Genomic DNA, 17,050 nt, shown 5'->3' on the forward strand with positions numbered 1-17,050 from the left:
ACGTCACGCCGCTTCGAAGTCCACCAGCACCGCACCATCACCCACCTGGTCGCCGGCCTTGGCGCGGTAGCCCTTCACCGTGCCGTCTGCCGGTGCCTGCAGGGTGTGCTCCATCTTCATCGCTTCCAGCACCACCAGCGGCGTGCCGCGCTTGACCTCGGTGCCGGCCGCGACCAGTGTCGCGACGATCCTGCCCGGCATCGGCGCCAGCAGGCTGCCGGCATCGGCCACGGCGTGGTCCGATTCGCCCACCGGATCGTGCAGGGTGAAGCGGTGCTGGCCATCGGCGCCGAACAGATACAGCTGGTCGCCTTCGCGCAGTAGCTGCAACGACCAGCGGCGCTCGCCCAGCAGCACGGTCAGATGCTGCGCATCGGCCGTGCCAAGCACCTGCACCGGCGCGGCGTCATCGCACTGCACGCGCCAGCCATCGGTCTGCGTCCACACCTTCAGCGTGTGCTTGCGTTCGCCCTGCTGCAGCGGCAGCACGCGCGGTGCCGATGCGCCAAGGCGCCAGCCGTCCTGGGCCTGCCACGGCGAATGCGGATCGCGCGCGTCGGTGCTGGCGCCGCCCGTGCTTGCAACCGCAGCCACCGCAGCCAGCTGCCACAGGGCATCATCCGTGTCGCCCACTGCACTCAATGCCGCCTGCTCGCGCTCGATAAGCGCGGTGTCCAGCTTGGCCTGCGCGAACGAATCGGTGTTCACCAGGCGGCGCAGGAAGCCGGCATTGGTGGTCACGCCCACCACCTGGCAGTCCGCCAGCGCCTGGCTCATGCGGCGCAGGGCGGCATCGCGGTCCACGTCCCAGACGATCAGCTTGGCAATCATCGGATCGTAGTACGGGGTGATGCTGTCGCCTTCCTCCACGCCGGTATCCACGCGCACATGGGCCGACGGGGTCGGCAGGCGCAGGCGGCGCAGGGTGCCGGTGGAGGGCAGGAAGCCCCGGTCGGCATCTTCGGCATACAGGCGCGCTTCGATAGCGTGGCCGTGGATCGCCAGCTGTTCCTGGCGCAGCGGCAGCGGCTGGCCCGAGGCCACGCGCAGCTGCCACTCCACCAGGTCGGTACCGGTGATGTACTCGGTCACCGGGTGCTCGACCTGCAGGCGGGTGTTCATTTCCATGAAGTAGAAATCGCCGTCCGGGCCGGCAATGAACTCCACCGTGCCGGCACCGACGTAGCCCACCGCGCGCGCTGCATCGACTGCCGCCTTGCCCATTGCAGCACGACGTTCTGTGCTCATGCCCGGCGCCGGCGCCTCTTCCAGCACCTTCTGGTGGCGGCGCTGCACCGAGCAGTCGCGCTCGAACAGGTACACCGCCTCACCGTGGCTGTCGCCGAACACCTGGATCTCGATATGGCGCGGGCGCTCGACATACTTCTCGACCAGCACGTGGTCGTTGCCGAACGCCGAGGCCGCCTCGCGCTGGCAGCTGGCCAGTGCATCGACGAAGTCCTCGCTGCGCTCGACCTTGCGCATGCCCTTGCCACCGCCGCCGGCGCTGGCCTTGATCAGCACCGGGTAGCCGATGCCGTCGGCCTGTGCGCGCAGGAAGTCCGGCGCCTGCTGGTCGCCGTGATAGCCGGGGGTCAGCGGCACACCGGCCTTGGCCATCAGCGCCTTGGCCGCGCTCTTGTCGCCCATCGCGCGGATGGCGCTGGCCGGCGGGCCGATGAAGGTGATGCCGGCCGCCGCGCAGGCATCGGCGAAGTCGGCATTCTCGGACAGGAAGCCGTAACCGGGGTGGATCGCCTGCGCGCCGGTCAGGCGTGCGGCATCGAGCAGGGCATCACCGCGCAGGTAGCTCTCACGTGCGGCGGCAGGACCAATGTGGATGGCTTCGTCGGCCAGGCGCACGTGGCGGGCGTTGCGGTCGGCATCGGAATACACCGCCACGGTGGCGATGCCGAGGCGGCGGCAGGTGGCGATGACGCGGCAGGCGATCTCGCCGCGGTTGGCGATCAGGACTTTGGTGAACATGGCAACAGGCTCGGTCATGGCACGGGTTACATGCGGAACACGCCGAAGCGCGTCTGCTGCGGGGCGGCGTTGAGGCTGGCCGACAGCGCCAGGGCGAGCACGCGGCGGGTGTCGGCCGGATCGATCACGCCGTCATCCCACAGGCGCGCGCTGGCGTAGTACGGATGGCCCTGCTGTTCGAACTGCTCGCGGATCGGTGCCTTGAACGCATCCTCTTCCGCCGCCGGCCACTGGTCGCCCTTGGCTTCGATGCCATCGCGCTTGACCGTGGCCAGCACGCTGGCGGCCTGTTCGCCGCCCATCACGCCGATGCGCGCGTTCGGCCACATCCACAGGAAGTTCGGCGAGTATGCGCGGCCGCACATGCCGTAGTTGCCGGCACCGAACGAACCACCGATGACCACGGTGAACTTGGGCACCTTGGCGCAGGCCACGGCCATCACCAGCTTGGCGCCGTCCTTGGCGATGCCGCCCTGTTCGTACTTGCGGCCGACCATGAAGCCGGTAATGTTCTGCAGGAACACCAGCGGGATGTTGCGCTGGGTGCACAGCTCGATGAAGTGCGCGCCCTTCAGTGCCGACTCGGAGAACAGGATGCCGTTGTTGGCGATGATGCCGATCGGGTAGCCGTTCAGATGCGCAAAGCCGGTCACCAGCGTTGCGCCGTAGCGCGGCTTGAATTCATCGAAACGCGAACCATCGACCAGGCGCGCGATCACTTCGCGCACGTCGTAGGGCTTGCGCGTGTCGGCCGGGATCACCCCGTACAGGTCGTATGCCGGCAACAGTGGTTCCTCGTTGGCCTGCACCGCCATCGCCGGTTCCGGCTTGCGCCAGTTCAACTGCGCGATGATCGCGCGCACCCGTGCCAGCGCCTGCAGGTCGTTGTCGGCCATGTGGTCGGCCACGCCGGAAATGCGCGTGTGCACGTCGGCACCGCCCAGTTCCTCGGCCGTCACCACTTCACCGGTGGCCGCCTTCACCAGCGGTGGGCCGCCGAGGAAGATCGTGCCCTGCTCGCGCACGATCACCGTCTCATCGCTCATCGCCGGCACATAGGCGCCGCCGGCGGTGCAGCTACCCATCACGCAGGCAATCTGCGGGATGCCCTGCGCGGACAGGTTGGCCTGGTTGTAGAAGATGCGGCCGAAATGATCGCGGTCGGGGAACACCTCGTCCTGCAGCGGCAGGAAGGCGCCACCGGAATCGACCAGGTAGATGCAGGGCAGGTGGTTCTGCTCGGCGATCTCCTGCGCGCGCAGGTGCTTCTTCACCGTCATCGGGTAGTAGGTGCCGCCCTTCACCGTGGCGTCGTTGGCCACGATCACGCATTCCACGCCGCTGACGCGGCCGATGCCGGCCACCACGCCCGCGGCGGGCACGGCGTCTTCGTACATGCCGTGCGCGGCCAGCGGCGCGATTTCCAGGAAGGCGCTGCCGGGATCGAGCAGGGCGTCGATGCGGTCGCGCACCAGCAGCTTGCCGCGTGCGGTGTGCTTGGCGCGCGCGGCTTCGCTGCCGCCCAGCGCGGTGCGGGCGAGGGTGGCATGCAGGTCGTCGACCACGGCCTGCATGGCGGCGCGGTTGCTTTCAAACGTTTCGCTGCCCGGTTGCAGCTGGCTGTTCAGGACGGTCATCGCGTTGGCCTTACAGGGTGCGCTGGAACAGTTCGCGGCCGATCAGCATGCGGCGGATCTCCGACGTGCCGGCGCCGATTTCATACAGCTTGGCGTCGCGCCACAAGCGGCCGGTCGGATATTCGTTGATGTAGCCGTTGCCGCCCAGGATCTGGATCGCCTGGCCGGTCAGCCAGGTGGCCTTCTCGGCGGCGTACAGAATGGCACCGGCGGCATCCTGGCGGGTGGTGCGGCCCTGGTCGCAGGCGCGCGCGACGGCATAGACGTAGGCGCGGCACGCGCCCAGGCCCACGTACATGTCGGCGATCTTGGCCTGGATCAGCTGGAAGCTGCCGATCGGTTCGCCGAACTGGTGGCGCTCGTGCACATAGGGCATGACCACGTCCATGGCCGCGGCCATCAGGCCCAGCGGGCCACCGGACAGCACCACGCGCTCGTAATCCAGGCCGGACATCAACACGCGCACGCCACCACCGACCTGGCCCAGCACGTTTTCTTCGGGAATCTCGCAGTCCTGGAACACCAGCTCGCAGGTGGGCGAGGAGCGCATGCCCAGCTTGTCCAGCTTCTGCGCGGTGGAGAAGCCCTCCATGCCCTTCTCGACCAGGAACGCGGTGATGCCCTTGGCACCCGCTTCCATGTCGGTCTTGGCATAGACCACCAGCACGTCGGCGTCCGGGCCGTTGGTGATCCACATCTTGTTGCCGTTGAGCACGTAGCGGTCACCGCGCTTGTCGGCGCGCAGCTTCATCGACACCACGTCCGAACCGGCACCCGGCTCGCTCATCGCCAGCGCGCCGACCAGGCTGCCGTTGCACAGGCCGGGCAGGAAGCGCTGCTTCTGTTCTTCGTTGCCGTTCTTGCGTAGCTGGTTCACGCACAGGTTGGAGTGCGCGCCATAGGACAGGCCGATGCCGCCGGAGGCACGCGAGATTTCTTCCATCGCCACCACATGGGCCAGGTAACCCATGCCGGTGCCGCCGTATTCTTCTTCCACGGTGAGGCCGAGCAGGCCCTGTTCGCCCAGCTTCGGCCACAGGGCCAGCGGGAACTGGTTGCTGGCATCGGCCTCGGCGGCCAGCGGTGCGACCTCGGCGGCGGCAAAATGGGCCACGCTCTGGCGCAGCAGGTCGATGTCTTCGCCAAGATCGAAGTTCAGGGATGGCACGTGCATTGTGGTGGCTCCACGGCGGGATGGCAGGAAATGGACGCACCCGGCGGGGGAGCGGGCGGCGGTCTGCAGGACCGCTGCCCGCACGGGCGATTGGACCCCAGCGTAGCGGGGTTCGGGTAAGAAGTGAATACAAATTCAAAAATTGAAACTAGAATCAAAACATGGCCTACAAACGCTCTGCACTGATGGAAGAACGCCTGGCCGGGGCCCGTGAACGGATCCTGCTGGCCACCCGTGAGCTGGTCGCCACCGGCGGCTGGCGCAATGCCCCGGTGACCGCCGTGGCGACCCAGGCGGGGGTGTCCACCGGCCTGATCTACCGCCACTTCCCGTCCAAGGCCGAGCTGTTCGTGGAGGTGCTCAACGCCGCGGTGGCCCACGAGGTCGCGATCATGGAGCGCATCGCCAGCGGCCCGGAGGTGGCCAGCGAGCGCCTGCGGTTGGCGATCACCGCCTTCGTCCGCCGCGCCCTGGCCGGGCCGGGGCTGGCGCATGCCTTCATCGTCGAACCGGTCGACCCGGACGTGGAAGCCGAGCGCATGCGTGGTCGTCGTGCCTTCGGCGACGTGTTCCTGCGGCTGGTGGAGGAGGGCGTGGCCGCCGGTGAGCTGCCGGCGCAGGACGCGCATGTGGCCGCCGCCTGCCTGGTCGGCGCCTTCACCGAGGCGATGGTCGGCCCGACCGCGCCCAGCCGCGAAGCACACCGCGACGAAGACGCACTGGTGGATGCGATCTGCAGCTTCTGCCTGCGCGCGATCGGCGCCCGGTAATCCGGTAGAGCCGGCCGCTGGCCGGCTTCTGCACGATCCATCCGGCGGGCTGGCGATGCCGGGCAGCGGCCGGCACTACCGGGTCCGAATGCTGCGCCGCACCAGCAGTGACGCCTGTTGTCGCACGCAAAGCGCGTTCTATACTCGGTCCATCACGCAGTCGCTCAGCCGTGGTCCAACGACTATCAGCCAGGGGTAACGAAGAGTGCGGAATTACGATCTGGAGTTCCTGAAACGCTTCTCCATGGTGATCGCGCTGCTGGCGACCATCACCCTCGGCCTCATCCTCCTTGCCGCTTACATCCACACCCGGATTCCGCCCGAGGTGTCGCCGACCGCGGCCAAGCGCACCGAACAGCGCATCTCGCCCACCGGCGCGGTCTATGCCGGCAGCACCGGCGCCGCCGCGCAGGCTGCGGCCAAGGCCGCCGCGCTGGCCAAGGCCGCCTCGCAGGTGGCCTACGGCGGCACCAAGGACGGCAAGGTCATCTTCGACAACCTGTGCACCGCCTGCCACACCACCGGCGTGGGCATGGCGCCGACGCTGGACCATTCGCACTGGGACAAGCGCATCGCACAGGGCAAGGACACTCTCTACAAGCACGCCATCGAGGGCTATACCGGTCCGGATGGCGGCATCATGCCGCCCAAGGGCGGCAACCCGGCGCTGACCGAGGAACAGATCCACGCCACCGTGGACTGGATGCTGGGCAACCTGAAGTAACCGGTAGTGCCGGCCGCTGGCCGGCAACCACGCATTGCACGAAGGTCATGAGGTTGCCGGCCAGCGGCCGGCACTACCAGGCTTTGCCCACCAAGGCCTGATCGCCCATATCCCCCCGCTGCGCAGGCGGGGTTTCGCATTTCAGGGTTAGTCTGTGCGCCTATTCCATGGAGTCGCCCGTCGATGCGCCGCCGTTCCCTCGCCCTTGCCCTGTCCCTGCTGCTGCCGGCCGGCGCCTTTGCCCAGGCCCAGCCGCAGGCCGCACCGGTCGCGTCGCCGTCCGCCGCGCGCAGCAGCGCCACCGTGGTGCTGACCACCGCGCCGGCCGACTGGCGTGCGCTGGATGGCCAGCGCGTGCGCATCGCCGCACCGCTCACCCTGGCCGGCACCGATGGCCTGGAGCGCTTTGGGCAGCTCACCGTGGCCTTCGATGGCCGCCTCTGGCAGCCGACCGAAGTGGCCGCGCCGGGTACTGCCGGCTATGAGCAGGTGATGGCCGACATCCAGCGCCGCCGCCTGCTGCTGGACGACGGTAGCGAAGCCCGCGACCCGGCCAGCGTGGCCTACCTGCCAGCCAACCCGGTGCTGCGCACCGGCATGCAGCTGCGCAATGTGGAAGGTGTCGTGCACGTGGACGCACAGGGCCGTCCGCGCCTGCAGGTCGAGGGTGCACTCACGTTGCCCGAGCTGAAGCGTCCGGCGGTGCCGACGGTGCCGGGCAGCCTGCATATCGCTGCATTCAACCTGGAGAACTTCTTCAATGGCGATGGCCAGGGCGGTGGCTTCCCGACCCTGCGCGGCGCGCGCACGCTGGAAGAGCACAAGGCGCAGGTCGGCAAGCTGGTGGCCACGGTCAACGCGCTCGGTGCCGACATCGCCGCGTTGATGGAACTGGAAAACGATGGCTATGGCCCGCAGTCGGCCATCGCCGAACTGGTCAGCGCCCTCAACGCCGGTCTTGCCGCCGACAAGCAGTGGGCCTTCGTCGATGCCGGCGAGGGGCCGGGCAGCAACCCGATCCGGGTTGGCATCATCTATCGCAGGAGCGCGTTCAAGCCGCTGGGCAAGCCGTTGACCAGAACCGACGGTCCTTTCGCCGAACACAGCCGCGCACCGCTGGCGCAGGCCTTCCAGGGCAAGGGCGCACCGTTCATGGTGGTCGCCAACCATTTCAAGTCCAAGGGCTGCCGTGATGCCAGCGGCGGCGATGCCGACCGCAACGATGGCCAGGGTTGCTGGAATGCCACCCGGGTGGAATCGGCAAAGCAGTTGAACCAGTGGGTGCAGGCCGAAGCTGGCCGCCTGAAGGTGAAGGACGTGGTGCTGCTGGGCGATTTCAACGCCTACGCGATGGAAGACCCGATCCGCACCCTGCATGACCTGGGCTGGCAGGACGCATTCAAGGTCGCCCAGGTCGAGCATCCTTACAGCTACGTCTACAACGGCTATACCGGCCGCCTCGACCATGCGCTGCTGAGCCCGGGCATGGCCCAGCGCCTGCGCGGTGCCGCCGAGTGGCACAGCAATGCCGACGAACAGGACGCCAGCGGCTACCAGGGCCGCAACGTGCAGGGCCCGTGGCGCAGTTCCGACCACGATCCGCTGCTGCTGGGCTTCGATAAGTAACGCCCAGCGTCGGGTCGGATCCCATTCCACCGAAATGGGCTCTGACCCCGAGGCCGGGCTCAGCCCCAGGCGATCAATCCAATCGCCAGCACCGCCAGCGCCAGCCCGGCGCGGTTCCACTTCGTGGTGGCCTCGCCGAAGGCGAACACGCCCACCAGCGCGCCCAGCACCACCACGCCGATGTTCATGCCGGCGAACACGGTGGCCGGGTTCTCCGGCATGGACTGATGCGCGTGCACATAGAAAAGAATGTTGCCGCCGTTGAGCAGGCCCAGCAGCGCGCCCGCACCGAGGTTGCGCCAAGCCAACCGGCTGCGGCCACTGGCGTGCCGCCACAGCTGCAGTGCCAGCATCAGCACGAAGGCCACGCTGAAGCTGGCCAGCACCGCCGCCATCGACGGCGTGCCGGACAGCGCCACCTGCTTGAGCAGCACGTCGACCACCGCGAACCCGGCCCAGACGCCCAGCAGCCAGCCCCAGCCGCCGGGTGAGGACGCCACCGCCGGGCCGCGCGGGCGCAGGCTGATCGCCACCATCGCCAGCAGGCCCAGGCCGAGACCGGCGAGCTTCCACGGCGTCGCAGTCTGGCCGAAGAACAGGAAGGCGGCGGCCAAAGACAGCAGCAACGACAAGCGCTGCGCCACGTCGCTGCGGACGATGCCGGCCACCGCCACCGCGCGGCCCAGCACCAGGAAGATCGATGGCAGCACCACCGCCAGTGCCAGCAGCGACAGCCACGGGGCATGTGGCGCGCGCAGTGCGTCCAGCGGCGGCTGCAGCACCACGGCGGTGAGCGTTGCCGCCACCAGATAGTTCCAGGTGACCATCTGCGAAACATCCAGCTGGCGGCGTCCGGCCACCTTCAACAACACCGAAACCAGCACGCTGCAGATCACGGCCAAGGACAGGTAGAGCATGGGGCGGGCACAGGGCAGGGGCAGGGGACGGTATCATGGTGCCATGCACAAGCCTTCGTTCCCCGTCGCCCCCGGCGAAACCGCCTGCCTCGAACTGGCCGGCCCGGCCGGCCCGCTGGAAGTGGTCGTCGACCTGCCCAAGGCCGATGTGCCGGCGCAGCCGATCGTGGCCATCATCTGCCATCCGCTGTCCACCGAAGGCGGCACCCTGCACAACAAGGTGGTCACCATGACCGCCACCACCCTGCGCGAGCTTGGCATCGCCACGGTACGCTTCAACTTCCGCAGCGTCGGCGCGTCGGCCGGTGAGTTCGACCATGGCGTGGGCGAGCAGGATGACCTGAAAGCCGTCGCCGCCTGGGTGCGCAGCCAGCGGCCCGACGACCGTCTGTGGCTGGCCGGTTTCAGCTTCGGCTCGTTCGTATCGCTGAAGGCGGCTGCCGCGCTGCAGCCGGAAGCGCTGATCTCGATCGCACCGCCGGCCGGCCGCTGGGATTTCGATGGCATCGCGCCGCCGGCCCGCTGGCTGGTGATCCAGGGCGAGCAGGACGAGATCGTCGACCCGCAGGCCGTCTACCAGTGGCTGGACACGCTGGACGTCCCGCATGAGCTGGTGCGCATGCCCGAGACCAGCCATTTCTTCCACCGCAAGCTGATCGACCTGCGCGGCGCGCTGACCCACGGCGTCAAGCACTGGCTGGGCGCAGCGGCATGAGTGCAACCGAGCTGACCCCGTCGCAGCGGTACGCGGAAGGGGTTGCCCGTGGCGACTGGCAGAACGACCCGGCCCAGCACGCAGCGCTGGCCGAACTGGACCGCATCCACCTGGGCCTGGTCGACAGCGCCGAAGACGGCTGGCTGGACCGCCTGTCCTCGTTCTGGAAGAAGCCCGAGCCGGTGAAGGGTCTGTACTTCTGGGGCGGCGTCGGCCGTGGCAAGACCTTCCTGGTCGACCTGTTCTACGACGGCCTGCCGATCAAACAGAAGTACCGCACGCATTTCCACCGCTTCATGCGCAGCGTCCACGAGCGCCTGCGCGAGCACCAGGGGCAGAGCGACCCGCTGGCGAAGATCGCCCAGGAATGGCGCAGCAACCTGCGGGTGCTGGTGCTGGACGAATTCTTCGTCACCGACATCGGCGACGCGATGCTGCTGGCACGGCTGCTGGAGCGCCTGTTCGCCGAGGGCGTGACCCTGGTGACCACCTCCAACACGGCGGTGGAGAACCTGTACCTCAACGGCCTGCAGCGTGAGAGCTTCATGCCGGCCATCGGCCTGCTGCAGCGCTTCTGCGTGGAGCTGTACGCCGAGGGCACCGAGGATTACCGGATGCGCGCGCTGACCCGCTCGCCGGTGTACCGCGCACCGTTGGCTGCCGACAGCGATGAGTGGCTGGCCACGCGCTGGAACGAACTGAGCGGCGGCCAGCCGGCCAAGCCCGGCAACATCGAGATCGAAGGCCGCAAGATCCCGGTGCGCGGCCGTGGCAAGAGCATCGCCTGGTTCGATTTCGCCGCGTTGTGCGAGGGCCCGCGTGGCCCGTCGGACTACATCGAGATCGCGCACGAGTTCAACACCGTGCTGCTGGGCGGCATCCCCGCCTTCGACCGTTTGAACGAAGATGCCGCGCGCCGCTTCGTCAATCTGATCGACGAGCTGTACGACCGCCACGTCAACCTGGTCTGCACCGCCAGCACCTCGCCGATCGAGCTGTACACCGGCCAGCGCCTGCAGGGCGCGTTCGAGCGCACCGCCTCGCGTTTGATCGAGATGCAGAGCGCCGAGTACCTGGGTACCCCGCACCGGGCGTGAGGGTGCCGCTGGTTGTAGAGCCGAGCCCATGCTCGGCTGCTTCAAATATTCCGGTAGAGGTGATTCATGAGCCAGGAAATCGACAAGCACGTTGCGCGAGCCCTCGTTGACCTCGCCATATTTCTCGAGTTTTCGGCGGATGATGTAGTGGATCCCGATGCTGCAATCCAGCGGCTCGAACAACTGGCTTCGACATTGCAGATGATGGACTTGGAGTCCCGATCATCGTTGTGCTCGCAGTTCAGAAGCATCGCAGTGGACTATTCAGATGAGCAGGCAGGCTTTGTGGAAAGCCTGGGCGAAGCGCTGGGGCTGATCGAGAAGTAATCTACTCGTCTCTACAGGCTCAGGATTGTTCGGGTATCCGGGCTGTCTGCCGGCCAGCGGCCGGCACTACCCCGCAGCGCCCCCGGTAGTGCCGGCCGCTGGCCGGCATCCACAGCGCAGCTATCTGCTTGGCACCACCGCATCATCCTGCGGCTGCTCGCGCACGCTGGCCGCCACCTGCACGCCCTCACTGCGCTGGATCAGCCGCAGCGGCTGCCCTTGGTAGCGGACCTCCAGCGCGTCGTGGGCCTCGGCCACGGCGGCCACCAGCGGGCACAGCGCCTGCGCGCGGGCCTCGATGCGCTCGGCGCGGCCTTCCAGCTGCTGTTCCATCTGCGCGTCCAGGCGGTCGGCGCGTTCCTCCATCGCATCGCTGCGGCCGGTGAACACCTGCCACAGCACGCTGCGGGCGATGGACGCGGACAGCGACTCGGCCATGTCCTGCACCTTGGCCTCGAAGCCCGGCCCGAACACTGCCTGTTCCCAGTAACCCTTGCCCAGCGTGCCGCCGATCCAGTCATCGGCCTGCCGGCGCAGGCGCCGGACCTTGCGGCTGTTGGCGGTGCCGGTGAGGCTCTCATAGACCCCGTCGAGCACGTCGAAGCTCAGCCCACTCACTTCATGGGCCAGCGCGGTGGCCGCCGGCATCAGCTGCCGCGCCCCGGCCTCCATCTGCCGCAGGCGGGCGGCGTCGGCCTCGCTGACCGGCACGACCGTGTCGTCCAGGCTCAGCACGCCATCGTGGAACACCACCTCGTGCGGCGCCTGCGGGCCATGCCGCAGCCAGATGCCGCCGCTGTCCACCAGCACGTCGTAGTCGGTATGGATGCCGCACTGGTCCGAACGCAGGTCCGGCCCCTCGGCGGCCAGCGCTGGGGCAATGAACAGGGCAGGCAGCAGGGCCAGCGCGGGCAACCGCAGGTGCATCGGAGCATCCTTTTCCGGGAGCGAGCGGCCAGCATCCGCTGCCAGCGCGCGGGCGTCACCGGCCGGAAGTCACCCGTCCACCGGATTCCCACCGGCTGCCCACCAGCTATCCACAGGGTTGTCCCTAGCCAGTTTCATCACTGTCATGTGAAGCTGTCATTGTTCCGTTTTCGCGGTGCGTTGTACCACCGCGATGACGCCTTTCGGGCTTGACTGCGCAGCCCGTTCCGGCAGGTCTGAAGCGTCTGATCCGGGCGCCGATGGCACGATCCTTGCGGCGCAAGGGATTGCCGAATTTCACTACATTTGGCGTTGACGGACCCCATTACCCCCACTATCTTGTGGCCGTCGGTCGCAGCAACCCCAATTCCAGGGGGTGCCCGGGGTACCCATCCGCGATCGTCAACGGCAGTGGCAGGCGCAGGGTCTCATCCCCTGCGACGCCGTCCTGCCATCCTGGGCTGTCATGTCCCGGGCTGCGTCACCCGATGCATCGAGCACCCACCAATCACGCCAAGAGGACACACGCCGTGACCACCGAATCCAGCGCCACCATCGAGAAGGAAAGCGAATTCCTGTTGACGTCGCCGCCGACGGCCAACGCGATGAGTGTGACCAAGCGCAATGGCACGACCGAACTGGTGGACCTGAACAAGATCGTGCGCGCGGTGCAGCGTTCCTCCGAAGGCCTGCACGCCGTCGATCCGATGCGCGTGGCCACCCGCACCATTTCCGGCCTGTACAACGGCGCCACCACCCGCGAGCTTGACGAACTGTCCATCCGCACCGCCGCCCTGCTGATCGGTGAAGAGCCCGAGTACGGCCGCCTCGCTGCGCGCCTGCTGGCCAACTACATCGCCAAGGAAGTCTCGGGCCAGGAAATCTACGCCTTCTCGCAGTCGGTCAGCCGTGGCCATGAAGTCGGCCTGATCAACGACCGCCTGCTGAACTTCGTGCAGACCAACGCGCGCAAGCTCAACGATGCCATCGACATCTCGCTGGACCTGAACTTCGATTACTTCGGCCTGCGTACCCTGTACGACCGTTACCTGCTGCGCCATCCGCACACCCGCAAGGTGATCGAGACCCCGCAGCAGTTCTTCCTGCGCATTGCCAGCGCGCTGAGCGAGGATGTGTCCGAGACCCTGGCGCTGTACAAGCGCATGGGCAACCTGGACTACCTGCCGTCCAGCCCGACCCTGTTCAATTCCGGCACCACCCACGAGCAGCTGTCCTCGTGCTTCCTGCTGGATTCGCCGCAGGACTCGCTGGAGTCGATCTATTCCAAGTACGGCGACATCGCCCAGCTGTCGAAGTTCTCCGGCGGCATCGGCGTCAGCTACACCCGCGTGCGTTCGCGTGGTTCGCTGATCAAGTCGACCAACGGCCACTCCAACGGCATCGTGCCGTGGCTGAAGACCATGGATTCGTCCGTGGCCGCGGTGAACCAGGGCGGCAAGCGCAAGGGCGCAGCCTGCGTCTACCTGGAAACCTGGCACGCCGACGTCGAGGACTTCCTCGAGCTGCGTGACAACACCGGTGACGAAGCCCGCCGTGCGCACAACCTGAACCTGGCCAACTGGGTGCCGGACCTGTTCATGAAGCGCGTCGAGGCCGACCAGGAATGGTCGCTGTTCGATCCGCGCGTCGTGCCGGAGTTCACCGATCTGTTCGGCGAAGCCTTCGAGCAGGCCTACCTGCAGGCCGAAGCCCAGGGCAAGGCGAACCGCACCATCTCCGCGCGCAAGCTGTACGCCCGCATGATGCGTACGCTGGCCGAGACCGGCAACGGCTGGATGACCTTCAAGGACAAGTGCAACCGCGCCAGCAACCAGACCCTGCGCGCCGGCAACGTGATCCACCTGTCCAACCTGTGCACCGAAATCCTGGAAGTCACTTCCAACGATGAAACCGCAGTGTGCAACCTGGGTTCGATCAACCTGGGCAACCACTTCGACGAGCACAACGAGTTCGACTTCGAGAAGCTGGCCGAGACCGTGCGCCTGGCCGTGCGCCAGCTCGACCGCGTCATCGACCTGAACTTCTACCCGATCGAAACCGCCCGCCGCGCCAACCTGCGCTGGCGTCCGGTCGGCCTGGGCTGCATGGGCCTGCAGGACGTGTTCTTCCGCAAGCGCCTGCCGTTCGACAGCGCCGAAGCCCGCGCCCTGTCGAAGAAGATCGCCGAAGCGATCTACTTCCACGCGCTGGAAACCTCCTGCGAGCTGGCCCAGGAACGCGGCAAGCACCCGTCGTTCAACGACACCCGCGCCGCCGGTGGCGAACTGCAGTTCGACGCCTGGAACGTGGTGCCGGAAGACACCGCGCGCTGGGATGCCCTGCGTGCCCGCATCAAGGAGCATGGCCTGCGCAACTCGCTGATGATCGCGATTGCACCGACCGCCACCATCGCCTCGATCGCCGGCTGCTACGAGTGCGTCGAGCCGCAGGTGTCCAACCTGTTCAAGCGCGAGACCCTGTCCGGTGACTTCCTGCAGGTCAACCGCTACCTGGTGAACGAGCTGAAGAAGCTGGGCCTGTGGACCGCCGACATGCGCGATGCCATCAAGCTGGCCGAAGGCTCCATCGCCGGCGTGGCGCAGATTCCGGAAACGCTGCGCGAGGTCTACCGCACCGCGTGGGAACTGCCGATGCGTTCGCTGATCGACATGGCCGCCGAGCGTGGTGCCTTCATCGACCAGTCGGCCTCGCTCAACCTGTTCATGGAAAGCCCGAACATCGGCGCGATGTCTTCCATGTACATGTACGCCTGGAAGCAGGGCATCAAGACCACCTACTACCTGCGTTCGCGCCCGGCCACCAAGATCGCCAAGACCACGGTGAGCAGCGCAGCCCCGGCCAAGGTGTTCAGCCCGGACGAAGCCATCGCCTGCTCGCTGGAAAACCCGGAAGCCTGCGAGGCCTGCCAGTAATCAATCTGATTTGGAGGTTCGATCATGTCGTGGAATCTTAGAAAGAAGCCCACTGGCGTTAAGAAGATCCGTCCGATTCAACCAATCAAACCGATCAAGCCCATCAAGGCGATCCAACCACTGAGGCCGATCAAGCCGATTGCTCCACTTGGTTATACCTATTACTGGAAGCCAGATAAGTGAGAGTTGGAGTGGTGGAGACTTGTTGAGAGCTTTGGCACAAGGATGTGCCTTTGTGATCTCGTTGAGAATTCTTCACGAAAATCGTTTAGTACTTATTGTCTAACGATCTGAGTGCAAATCTGAGTAAAGGAAACACCCATGGCCGACAAGCCCAAGCAGATGCTGCTCGATCCCGGTTTTGAACTGACCCTGCGCCCGATGCGCTACCCGCAGTTCTATGACATGTACCGGAATGCGATCAAGAACACCTGGACGGTGGAAGAGATCAACTTCCAGATCGACATCACCGACCTGCACAGCAAGATGTCGCCGGGTGAGCGCCACCTGATCCACCGCCTGGTCGCGTTCTTCGCCACCGGCGACTCGATCGTGTCCAACAACCTGGTGCTGAACCTGTACCAGCACTTGAACGCGCCGGAAGCGCGCATGTACCTGTCGCGCCAGCTGTACGAAGAAGCGCTGCACGTGCAGTTCTACCTGACCCTGCTCGACAACTACCTGCCGGATCCGGAAGAGCGCGTCAAAGCCTTCGCCGCGGTGGAGAACATCGACTCGATCAAGAAGAAGGCCGACTTCTGCTTCAAGTGGATCGACTCGATCCAGGACCTGAAGCGCATCGAGACCCGTGCCGAGCGCCGCCAGTTCCTGCTCAACCAGATCTGCTTCGCCGCCTGCATCGAAGGCCTGTTCTTCTTCGCTGCCTTCGCCTACGTGTACTACTTCCGTTCGCGCGGCCTGCTGCCGGGCCTGGCCTCGGGCACCAACTGGGTGTTCCGCGACGAGAGCGCGCACATGGAGTTCGCGTTCGAGTCGGTGCGCGTGGTGCGTGAGGAAGAACCGGACCTGTTCGACGACGAGATGAAGCAGCAGGTCTACGACATGCTGGCCGAAGCCATCGAATGCGAAGTGCAGTTCGCCGAGGACGTGCTGTCCGGTGGCGTGGCCGGCATCTCGACCCGTGACATGCGCCAGTACCTGCAGCACTGCGCCGACCAGCACTTCGCCAAGCTGGGCATGGAAAAGAAGTACAACGTGCGCAACCCGCTGCCGTTCATGGAACTGCAGGACGTGCAGGAACTGACCAACTTCTTCGAACGCCGCGTCTCTGCCTACCAGGTCGGCGTGCAGGGCGAAGTCGCCTTCGACATGAACTTCTGATCGAAACGATCAGATCTGTCGCAACGAAAAACCCCGGCCAACCCCGGGGTTTTTTGGTGGGGGGGGGGGGGCCCGCCGGGGGGGGCCCCCGGGGGGGCGCCGGCCGGCGCGGCGGGGGGGGGGGGGTGGGGGGGGCTTGCTCGACTGCCGTTCGCGCAAAGCGGTCGAGCAAGCTCGACTCTACAATCAGCGTCGCCCTTCCACCGCCATGCGTACCGCCAGCCCGGCCAGCACCGTGCCCATCAGCCAGCGCTGCACCACCTGCCAGGTCGGGCGCGCGGCCAGGAAACCGGCGATGCTGCCAGCGGTCAGCGCAATCATGCCGTTCACGGTCACACTCACCGCGATCTGGGTGGAGCCCAGCACGATCGACTGCATCAGCACACCGCCTTCGCCGTCCGGATGCAGGAACTGCGGCAGCAGCGACAGGTACATCACCGCCACTTTCGGGTTCAGCAGGTTGGTCAGGAAGCCCATCGTGAACAATTTGCGCGGGCTGTCCTGCGGCAGTTCGCGCACCGCGAACGGCGAACGGCCACCGGGCTTGAGCGCCTGCCAGGCCAGGTACAGCAGGTACAGCGCGCCGCCGATGCGCAGCGCGTCGTAGGCGAACGGCACGGTCATCAGCAGGGCGGTGATGCCCAGTGCCGCACACAGCATGTAGAACACGAAGCCCAGCGCCACCCCGCCCAGCGAGATCAGGCCTGCCATCGGCCCCTGGCAGATCGAGCGTGAGATCAGGTAGATCATGTTCGGTCCGGGCGTGAGCACCATGGCCAGTGAAACCAGCGCGAAGGCCAGCAGGTCGGAAGTGGCGGGCATGGGCGGTCCTGGCAGTGGGCGTGGCGCAGTTTAACGCCTGCCGCAGGCGCGGCC

Annotated in this window: 15 protein-coding genes; 9 read left to right on the forward strand and 6 right to left on the reverse strand. The window is 66.6% G+C overall.

The features are described 5' to 3' along the window. Nucleotides 1–3: 3 nt before the first annotated feature. From ACZK3W_RS00900 to ACZK3W_RS00910, 3 genes are read right to left on the reverse strand one after another with little or no spacing between them, the layout of a single operon-like run. A complete protein-coding gene (locus tag ACZK3W_RS00900; protein WP_125895449.1) occupies nt 4–1,986 on the reverse strand; it encodes an acetyl/propionyl/methylcrotonyl-CoA carboxylase subunit alpha in 1,983 nt (660 codons plus the stop codon). Nucleotides 1,987–2,012: 26 nt separating this feature from the next. Then, entirely contained in the window at nt 2,013–3,623 is a 1,611-nt protein-coding gene (locus tag ACZK3W_RS00905; protein ID WP_125895450.1) for a carboxyl transferase domain-containing protein, read from the reverse strand. 10 nt (nt 3,624–3,633) lie between these two features. Then, entirely contained in the window at nt 3,634–4,797 is a 1,164-nt protein-coding gene (locus ACZK3W_RS00910) for an isovaleryl-CoA dehydrogenase (protein WP_032128216.1), read from the reverse strand. A gap of 161 nt (nt 4,798–4,958) precedes the next feature. Here ACZK3W_RS00910 and ACZK3W_RS00915 point away from each other — a divergent pair, with 161 nt between their 5' ends. The 3 genes from ACZK3W_RS00915 to ACZK3W_RS00925 all read left to right on the forward strand — a co-directional run bounded on the left by ACZK3W_RS00915 (nt 4,959) and on the right by ACZK3W_RS00925 (nt 7,917). Continuing rightward, on the forward strand, nt 4,959–5,567 hold the full coding sequence (locus tag ACZK3W_RS00915) for a TetR/AcrR family transcriptional regulator (protein WP_005407661.1): 609 nt from the start codon (nt 4,959–4,961) through the stop codon (nt 5,565–5,567). 205 nt (nt 5,568–5,772) lie between these two features. Then, nucleotides 5,773–6,291, forward strand: coding sequence for a c-type cytochrome (locus ACZK3W_RS00920; RefSeq protein WP_005407662.1), 519 nt, complete (start codon nt 5,773–5,775; stop codon nt 6,289–6,291). 183 nt (nt 6,292–6,474) lie between these two features. Next, nucleotides 6,475–7,917: an ExeM/NucH family extracellular endonuclease gene (locus ACZK3W_RS00925; protein ID WP_180838040.1), complete on the forward strand. Its 1,443-nt coding sequence runs from the start codon at nt 6,475–6,477 to the stop codon at nt 7,915–7,917. A 59-nt stretch (nt 7,918–7,976) separates the two neighbouring features. Here ACZK3W_RS00925 and ACZK3W_RS00930 read toward each other — a convergent pair whose 3' ends face one another. Then, nucleotides 7,977–8,834, reverse strand: a complete 858-nt coding sequence (locus ACZK3W_RS00930; RefSeq protein ID WP_180838041.1) for an EamA family transporter — start codon at nt 8,832–8,834, stop codon at nt 7,977–7,979. A 43-nt stretch (nt 8,835–8,877) separates the two neighbouring features. Between ACZK3W_RS00930 and ACZK3W_RS00935 the strand changes: the two genes are divergently transcribed. The 3 genes from ACZK3W_RS00935 to ACZK3W_RS00945 all read left to right on the forward strand — a co-directional run bounded on the left by ACZK3W_RS00935 (nt 8,878) and on the right by ACZK3W_RS00945 (nt 10,973). Continuing rightward, on the forward strand, nt 8,878–9,549 hold the full coding sequence (locus tag ACZK3W_RS00935) for an alpha/beta hydrolase (protein ID WP_478450308.1): 672 nt from the start codon (nt 8,878–8,880) through the stop codon (nt 9,547–9,549). Continuing rightward, nucleotides 9,546–10,646: a cell division protein ZapE gene (gene zapE / locus ACZK3W_RS00940; RefSeq protein ID WP_125895454.1), complete on the forward strand. Its 1,101-nt coding sequence runs from the start codon at nt 9,546–9,548 to the stop codon at nt 10,644–10,646. The genes ACZK3W_RS00935 and zapE overlap by 4 nt, the downstream gene beginning before the upstream one ends. A gap of 66 nt (nt 10,647–10,712) precedes the next feature. Then, nucleotides 10,713–10,973, forward strand: a complete 261-nt coding sequence (locus ACZK3W_RS00945; RefSeq protein WP_053511174.1) for a hypothetical protein — start codon at nt 10,713–10,715, stop codon at nt 10,971–10,973. 120 nt (nt 10,974–11,093) lie between these two features. Here the strand turns inward: ACZK3W_RS00945 and ACZK3W_RS00950 are convergent, their stop codons facing one another. Further along, entirely contained in the window at nt 11,094–11,900 is an 807-nt protein-coding gene (locus ACZK3W_RS00950; protein ID WP_125895455.1) for a DUF2884 family protein, read from the reverse strand. A 530-nt stretch (nt 11,901–12,430) separates the two neighbouring features. On the opposite strand from ACZK3W_RS00950, the gene ACZK3W_RS00955 reads away from it, so the two are divergent. From ACZK3W_RS00955 to ACZK3W_RS00965, 3 genes are all read left to right on the forward strand, one after another. Further along, nucleotides 12,431–14,833 carry a ribonucleoside-diphosphate reductase subunit alpha gene (locus ACZK3W_RS00955; protein ID WP_049462817.1) on the forward strand — a complete coding sequence of 801 codons (2,403 nt, stop codon included), beginning with the start codon at nt 12,431–12,433 and terminating at the stop codon, nt 14,831–14,833. Between the two features lie 24 nt (nt 14,834–14,857). After that, nucleotides 14,858–15,016: a hypothetical protein gene (locus ACZK3W_RS00960; RefSeq protein ID WP_185749974.1), complete on the forward strand. Its 159-nt coding sequence runs from the start codon at nt 14,858–14,860 to the stop codon at nt 15,014–15,016. 138 nt (nt 15,017–15,154) lie between these two features. Further along, the gene (locus tag ACZK3W_RS00965; protein WP_008264781.1) at nt 15,155–16,174 is read left to right on the forward strand and encodes a ribonucleotide-diphosphate reductase subunit beta; all 1,020 of its coding nucleotides are present in this window, start codon (nt 15,155–15,157) and stop codon (nt 16,172–16,174) included. Between the two features lie 186 nt (nt 16,175–16,360). On the opposite strand, the gene ACZK3W_RS00970 is transcribed toward ACZK3W_RS00965, so the two are convergent. After that, nucleotides 16,361–16,996: a LysE family translocator gene (locus tag ACZK3W_RS00970; protein ID WP_125895456.1), complete on the reverse strand. Its 636-nt coding sequence runs from the start codon at nt 16,994–16,996 to the stop codon at nt 16,361–16,363. Nucleotides 16,997–17,050 lie beyond the last annotated feature (54 nt).

The organism is Stenotrophomonas sp. 80084_Sma (assembly GCF_056481995.1).

Excerpts from the sequence above, each read along its gene's own strand:
- ACZK3W_RS00910 (WP_032128216.1), bottom strand. The coding sequence starts at position 4,797 with ATGCACGTGCCATCCCTGAACTTCGATCTTGGCGAAGACATCGACCTG.
- ACZK3W_RS00965 (WP_008264781.1), top strand. The coding sequence starts at position 15,155 with ATGGCCGACAAGCCCAAGCAGATGCTGCTCGATCCCGGTTTTGAACTG.
- ACZK3W_RS00950 (WP_125895455.1), bottom strand. The coding sequence starts at position 11,900 with ATGCACCTGCGGTTGCCCGCGCTGGCCCTGCTGCCTGCCCTGTTCATT.
- ACZK3W_RS00900 (WP_125895449.1), bottom strand. The coding sequence starts at position 1,986 with ATGTTCACCAAAGTCCTGATCGCCAACCGCGGCGAGATCGCCTGCCGC.
- ACZK3W_RS00925 (WP_180838040.1), top strand. The coding sequence starts at position 6,475 with ATGCGCCGCCGTTCCCTCGCCCTTGCCCTGTCCCTGCTGCTGCCGGCC.
- zapE (WP_125895454.1), top strand. The coding sequence starts at position 9,546 with ATGAGTGCAACCGAGCTGACCCCGTCGCAGCGGTACGCGGAAGGGGTT.
- ACZK3W_RS00930 (WP_180838041.1), bottom strand. The coding sequence starts at position 8,834 with ATGCTCTACCTGTCCTTGGCCGTGATCTGCAGCGTGCTGGTTTCGGTG.
- ACZK3W_RS00935 (WP_478450308.1), top strand. The coding sequence starts at position 8,878 with ATGCACAAGCCTTCGTTCCCCGTCGCCCCCGGCGAAACCGCCTGCCTC.
- ACZK3W_RS00970 (WP_125895456.1), bottom strand. The coding sequence starts at position 16,996 with ATGCCCGCCACTTCCGACCTGCTGGCCTTCGCGCTGGTTTCACTGGCC.
- ACZK3W_RS00945 (WP_053511174.1), top strand. The coding sequence starts at position 10,713 with ATGAGCCAGGAAATCGACAAGCACGTTGCGCGAGCCCTCGTTGACCTC.
- ACZK3W_RS00915 (WP_005407661.1), top strand. The coding sequence starts at position 4,959 with ATGGCCTACAAACGCTCTGCACTGATGGAAGAACGCCTGGCCGGGGCC.
- ACZK3W_RS00905 (WP_125895450.1), bottom strand. The coding sequence starts at position 3,623 with ATGACCGTCCTGAACAGCCAGCTGCAACCGGGCAGCGAAACGTTTGAA.
- ACZK3W_RS00960 (WP_185749974.1), top strand. The coding sequence starts at position 14,858 with ATGTCGTGGAATCTTAGAAAGAAGCCCACTGGCGTTAAGAAGATCCGT.